The sequence below is a fragment of the Pseudoalteromonas sp. CNC9-20 genome (genome assembly GCF_022347875.1).
Taxonomy (GTDB): Bacteria; Pseudomonadota; Gammaproteobacteria; order Enterobacterales; family Alteromonadaceae; genus Pseudoalteromonas; species Pseudoalteromonas ruthenica.
Genome location: NZ_JAKRFS010000003.1, coordinates 675,879 through 681,970, shown reverse-complemented (window position 1 = coordinate 681,970; position 6,092 = coordinate 675,879). Strand labels below are relative to the sequence as shown.

Genomic DNA, 6,092 nt, shown 5'->3' with positions numbered 1-6,092 from the left:
ATCTCGCTTAACAAACCGCCTGCGTACGCTTTACGCCCAGTAATTCCGATTAACGCTCGCACCCTCCGTATTACCGCGGCTGCTGGCACGGAGTTAGCCGGTGCTTCTTCTGCAAGTAACGTCACAGATGTAAGGTATTAACTTACACCCTTTCCTCCTTGCTGAAAGTGCTTTACAACCCGAAGGCCTTCTTCACACACGCGGCATGGCTGCATCAGGCTTGCGCCCATTGTGCAATATTCCCCACTGCTGCCTCCCGTAGGAGTCTGGGCCGTGTCTCAGTCCCAGTGTGGCTGATCATCCTCTCAAACCAGCTAGGGATCGTCGCCTTGGTGAGCCATTACCTCACCAACTAGCTAATCCCACTTGGGCCAATCTAAAGGCGAGAGCCGAAGCCCCCTTTGGTCCGTAGACATTATGCGGTATTAGCCGTCGTTTCCAACGGTTGTCCCCCACCTCAAGGCATGTTCCCAAGCATTACTCACCCGTCCGCCGCTCGACGCCAGAGGTGCAAGCACCTCTTCGTTTCCGCTCGACTTGCATGTGTTAGGCCTGCCGCCAGCGTTCAATCTGAGCCATGATCAAACTCTTCAATTAAAAGTTTTTTTGAATCCTAAGATTCAGCTCAATGAATACTGATTTTGATATCTGTCGATATCGAATTGACTGTGCTGAATAAATTAAATTTATTCCGTTGGTCACTCAGCTCAATTGAGACTCTAAATTTGTTTGCGTCATCTAGCGAACTAGAATCGGCTGTTAGAACTCAATCTGTACGAGTGCCCACACAGATGATTGCTTCATATTTTTAAAGAACGTTTTAGGCTTTCGCCTCGGAAGCTTTGCTCCCGTTCAGGGCTGCGCATTCTACGCTTTCCTGATTTCGTGTCAACACTTAATTTTAAGTTTTTTAATTCGCTTTAAACTAAGTTTTATTTGACTCTCTAACACCGCGTTTAGCTCGTTATCCGTTGCTGTCTGCCGTGTCAGTGGGAGCGCATTATAGGGAGAAACAAAATCAACGCAACCCCTTTTTTACTAAAAACCGCAAAAAAACGTTAACCCAAGCTCAAACGTTCAAAATACCAACAAAACAAAGGTAAACGAACATCGATTAGGCTGTTTTTTGTGCTCTTTCCTTAAGGCGGCCTATAAGTATTGAACAACTACACTAAAGATCAAGGTAAGGCTTATAAAAAAGTGCACTTAGCGTGCACTCCTTTATCTCGATTGCAACGTATGCATTTCTTAATACAAGATACTATATAGTTTACGGCGGTATTGAGCTGCTAGGGCGTCGCCCTCAGGTAGGCTAGCAATGATATCAAGGTAGGACTTCTTCGCATCGCCAAAATTAAGATCTTTGTTAAGCACTTTAAACAGTGTCGCTAACGCGTCTTCTTTTTTACCCGCTTCATTGAGTGCCACAGCCAAATTTACTTTTGCCTCAAGGTTTTCAGGTTCGTTATCAACGGTCTGTTGCAAAGCTTGGATCTCTGGTGAGTCTTGCGCTTGTTCAGCAAGCTCTAGCTTAGCTTTAATATTGTTATAATATGCATCTTGCTCGACTAAGCCTATGGTTTCCAATAACGCTTTGGCGTCATCAAGCTTATGTATTTGGATGCAAATATCAGCCAACACCAGTTTGATACGACTATTATTGCTGTCTATATCATACGCCTGTTTTGCCAGTTTAAAGGCCTCGTTATGATTTGGGACCATCAATGCATCTTTGGCTTGTTGCAGCAACATATCTTGTGGTTGTGGTAAGTGCTTTTGCAGTGCTTCTTTAATTTGCACCTCGCTTTGTGGCCCTGGAAGCATATCGACGGGTGCTCCCTCTTTTAATAACACCAAAGTAGGCAGCGCTTGTAAGCCAATTTGCTGCGCTAATTGACCCGCCAATGCTTGCTGTGTGTCACAATCTAAAGTTGCCACGACAAGATGCTGCTGATATTGCTGCGCTATGCCTTGTAAAATACTGGCCTGTTCCTGACATTCCGGGCTTTGGGCGGAGTAAAAGCTCAACGCCACCAACTTTTCTTGCGAAGTGTCGCCTAATACTTGCTGGATATTCTCTGCCGTCAATTGAATTTGATTCGTCATGCTTATGTTGCCATCTCACTATAATTACGCTTTGATATGGTGACTAACATAACAATTACAAGAGCAAGGATCACCCATGCAATTGCCTACTTCTTTCACCGCTCTCAGTGCTGCTTTACTACTTGCATGCACATCAACAGCAGCACACAGTGTAGATGTTAAAGATAGACTCCCTGAGCTTGAAGCCTTCTATCTTGATTTACACCAATCACCAGAGCTGTCTTTACACGAACAGCAAACCGGTGAAAAGCTGGCCAGTAAACTGCAAAATTTAGGGTTTGATGTGACCAAAGAAGTGGGTGGCTACGGCGTCGTTGGTCTGTATAAAAATGGCTCTGGGCCGACCGTTATGATCCGCACCGACACCGACGGTTTGCCAATCGTCGAACAAACCGGTGTGAACTACGCATCTAAAGTGACGGTGACAAAAGATGATGGCTCCAAAGTTGGGGTGATGCATGGCTGTGGTCACGATATTCATATGAGCAGTTTCATTGGCACTGCTGAACACCTCATGGCCCATAAAGATCAATGGCAAGGTACGCTGATGATGGTAGCTCAACCTGCTGAGGAAATCGGCGCGGGCGCCAAAGCAATGCTCAATGAGGGCTTGTTTAGTCGCTTCGCTAAACCAGATCATGTTTTAGCCTTGCATGTCAGTGCCAGTGTGCCTGCGGGCAAGGTTGCCTTAAAGCCGGAATATACCATGGCCAGTGTAGATTCGGTGGACATCATTGTGAAAGGTAAAGGTGGACATGGTGCCTACCCGCACACCACCATCGACCCTGTGGTCATTGCCTCACGTTTGGTGTTGGCGCTACAAACGATCACCAGCCGTGAGCTCTCACCTTTAGAACCTTCCGTTGTGACTGTCGGGTCTATTCATGGCGGCAGCAAACATAATGTCATCTCTAACGAAGTGACTCTGCAACTCACGCTACGCAGCTATAACCCGCAGGTACGTAATCAACAAATTGCCGCCATTAAACGCATAAGCGCAGGTATTGCTGCTAGTGCGGGCTTAGAGCAAGCCCTTTACCCTGAAGTCATTGTCCACGAACAAGAATCGATTCCTTCTACTTATAACGATCCCACGCAAACCACCTTAGTCACAGACGCCATTAAAAACGCTATCGGTGAGAATAATGTAGAATTAACCAAGCCAGTCATGGCCGGGGAAGATTTTGGCTTGTACGGACGCACCGACGACAACTTGCCTATTACCCTGTTTTGGCTCGGCGGAGTAAACCCAGAAACATATAACGCCGCTCAACAATCTGGGGCGCAACTGCCATCGCTGCACTCTAGTAAGTTTGCGCCTGATTATAAAAAGGCCATTCCAACGGGTGTCAAAGCGATGACTCATGCGGCGCTCAAGCTATTCAATACACCTTAAGCTTGCGCTTTAGACGCGCCCTTAGCTTTGTAACTGCGGGCGCGCTTTCGTTTACCACCTCTCAAGGCTCGCTTGGCGGGCCCTTTAATATTGCTAAATACACCAGCATCATAGTTCTTTGCTTGATTGACCAAGTCGCTCAACTGTGTGGTTAATGGCTGCATGAAGTCTTGATATTTGAGCTCTTGCTCGGCAATTTTTGCTAATGCCATTTCCCAGTGCGCCGTCATATCCGGCGTTGCTAATTGCTCGGGCAACGCACTGATCAGAGCGCTTCCCGCTTCGCTAGCACAAATGGATTTTCCTTTACGAGTAAGAAAACCACGTGAGAAAAGCAATTCGATGATGCTTGCTCTGGTTGCCTCAGTGCCTAAGCCATCGGTATCGCGCAGCACTTTACGTAGTTGTGTGTCCTTGACGTAACGGCCAATGGATGTCATTGCGCTTAATAGAGTGGCATCACTAAAGTGTGCCGGGGGTGTGGTCTGCTTATCGTCAATACGTGCATCATCACACTGTAGCAATTGCCCTAAGGTCAATGGTGGTAAACATTGCTCATCTTGCTTCGCCTTTTTGCCCATGAGCTCTTTAAAACCCAGATCAATGTCTTCTCGGGCTTTTGTTGTAAACTTGCCTCCGGCTATGGTCACCTCGACATCACTTTGGTAATAGCGATATGCAGGCATAAATTGAATGAGGTATTGGCGACAGATCAGTTCATACACTTTGCGCTCATTATCATTCAACTGCGCTGCGGTGTGCTTGGCTGTAGGTACGATGGCATGGTGCGCTGCCACTTTGCTATCGTTAAAGCAACGGCTCTTTTTATTGCTATCTACAGCTGTGAGCTGCTGTGCGCTGAAAACGCCATTATTAAGCACTGCGTTAATAATATTGCTGGCGTCAGCAAAATGCTCCTTAGGCAAATAGCGGTTATCTGAGCGCGGGTAAGTAATTAATTTATGCTTCTCATACAAGCTTTGACAACAATCTAATACCGCCTTCGCGGAGAGAGAAAAGCGCTTCGCTGCATCTATTTGCAGTGCCGATAGGTTATAAGGCAGAGGAGCTTGCTCTTGCTTTTGCTCTTTGCTTAAGTCGGTCACACTTGCCGGTTGGCCGACAATCCGGCCGACTACATTTTCTGCAAGCTTACGCAGCAATACTCGGCCCTGTTCATCTTGATAGGCCCGACACGCTTCGCTTGGTTGCCACTTCAGCCAAAATGATTCGCCTTGTGCTGTAGTCACTTGCGCGTGCACTTCATAAAACGGCTTACTAACGAACTCGGCTATTTCTTTATCTCTGGCGACCACCAGACCCAGCACCGGAGTTTGTACCCTTCCCACTGAGAGTACCCCTCGATAACCGCTTTTTTGTCCCGCCAAGGTATAAGCTCGTGTTAGGTTCATGCCAAACAGCCAGTCGGCGCGCGAGCGGGCGAGTGCTGAAACACTCAAAGGCACAAACCGGGTATTGGGCTGCAGCTGGTTCAGGGCTTTTTTCACTGCAGGCAAGTTCAAATCACTGATCAGTAAACGCTCAACCGCTTGCTTTTTATGTTGCGACAAAGACACCTGATTAATCACTTCATCAACCAGCAACTGCCCTTCTCTATCGGGGTCGCCGGCATGCACTAAGGTGTGAGCTTGTTTTATCAGCTTCTTAACTAAAGTGAGTTGTTTACGAGTTTTGCTTTTCGCTTTTAGCTGCCACTGCTTCGGAACAATAGGCAAGTGCGCTAATTGCCACTTTTTAAAAGCGGGGTCGTAGTCATCGGGCTCAGCCTGCTCAAGCAAGTGACCGATACACCAGGTGACACAATCGCCATTGCCGACCTCTATATAGCCTTCTTTTTTTTGCTGAGGTTTGGGCAAGGCTGCGGCTATGGCACGGCCAAGAGAGGGTTTTTCGGCAATATAAAGCTTCATGACAACAACTGGCTATTTATACAGTTATCACAGTGTAGAGTATAATTACGAGCTAGGAAAGAGTGCGCGCGGCTGTTTTGTTTCTTCTTGCCTGCAACCAAAACAGTATCGGTAAATAGCACAATATTAAAGTGACGCTGTTTATGATTGGTATTAAGGTTTTGTAAAGGTACGAGCTATTAAATGTTAGATCCCATAAATGGCGATCAGCGACACGCCAAAGCTGTAAAAAAGGCGCGGCAACGACAATAAGCTGACCAGCAATACTTTGCCACATATGCACTTTGCCACGAATGCCCCAGTAGGCAATAATCGCCATCCAGGTAATATCGTTGCTTGCCCATATGACATAACGCCAGATCATGTCTTTATCCCAATCGAGCAAAAAATCGTGTATCAGTGTTCCGTAGAGAAAGAAAGCGGCGGTTAGAAGGACAAACCGCAAGGCCTTGTACTCACGAGTAAGGACATAGAAAACAATAGCGGGCAGCAAAAATGCTGCCCAACTATTGTTTAGAAAGATTAACGTTTCCTCTAGCCAACTAGGCATAAGTACTTAGCCTAACGACTGTTCGGTGTCTTTGTTATCGTCTCCGCTTTTATCATCAGTGCCGCTACCATTTCCGGGTATACTGGCAAACTTATGCAAATCCAACATC

4 protein-coding genes and 1 rRNA gene are annotated in these 6,092 nt (G+C 46.7%); 1 reads left to right on the top strand and 4 read right to left on the bottom strand.

Annotated features, from left to right (window positions below; all coding sequences use genetic code 11):
* Both MHM89_RS10210 and MHM89_RS10205 read right to left on the bottom strand, forming a co-directional pair.
* Nucleotides 1-597: ribosomal RNA gene (locus tag MHM89_RS10210) — 16S ribosomal RNA — on the bottom strand; the annotation flags it as partial.
* A gap of 651 nt (nt 598-1,248) precedes the next feature.
* Nucleotides 1,249-2,106 (bottom strand): tetratricopeptide repeat protein, encoded by an 858-nt coding sequence (locus tag MHM89_RS10205; RefSeq protein ID WP_239408726.1) that lies wholly within the window; start codon nt 2,104-2,106, stop codon nt 1,249-1,251.
* A 76-nt stretch (nt 2,107-2,182) separates the two neighbouring features.
* Here MHM89_RS10205 and MHM89_RS10200 point away from each other — a divergent pair, with 76 nt between their 5' ends.
* Nucleotides 2,183-3,502, top strand: coding sequence for an amidohydrolase (locus tag MHM89_RS10200; protein WP_239408725.1), 1,320 nt, complete (start codon nt 2,183-2,185; stop codon nt 3,500-3,502).
* Here the strand turns inward: MHM89_RS10200 and MHM89_RS10195 are convergent.
* Both MHM89_RS10195 and MHM89_RS10190 read right to left on the bottom strand, forming a co-directional pair.
* The gene (locus MHM89_RS10195; protein WP_239408724.1) at nt 3,499-5,433 is read right to left on the bottom strand and encodes a DNA topoisomerase III; all 1,935 of its coding nucleotides are present in this window, start codon (nt 5,431-5,433) and stop codon (nt 3,499-3,501) included. The two genes, MHM89_RS10200 and MHM89_RS10195, sit on opposite strands and share 4 nt — an antisense overlap.
* Nucleotides 5,434-5,485: 52 nt before the next feature.
* Nucleotides 5,486-5,983, bottom strand: coding sequence for a hypothetical protein (locus tag MHM89_RS10190; protein ID WP_045980529.1), 498 nt, complete (start codon nt 5,981-5,983; stop codon nt 5,486-5,488).
* Between the last annotated feature and the right edge of the window lie 109 nt (nt 5,984-6,092).

Excerpts from the sequence above, each read along its gene's own strand:
- MHM89_RS10205 (WP_239408726.1), bottom strand. The coding sequence starts at position 2,106 with ATGACGAATCAAATTCAATTGACGGCAGAGAATATCCAGCAAGTATTA.
- MHM89_RS10200 (WP_239408725.1), top strand. The coding sequence starts at position 2,183 with ATGCAATTGCCTACTTCTTTCACCGCTCTCAGTGCTGCTTTACTACTT.
- MHM89_RS10195 (WP_239408724.1), bottom strand. The coding sequence starts at position 5,433 with ATGAAGCTTTATATTGCCGAAAAACCCTCTCTTGGCCGTGCCATAGCC.
- MHM89_RS10190 (WP_045980529.1), bottom strand. The coding sequence starts at position 5,983 with ATGCCTAGTTGGCTAGAGGAAACGTTAATCTTTCTAAACAATAGTTGG.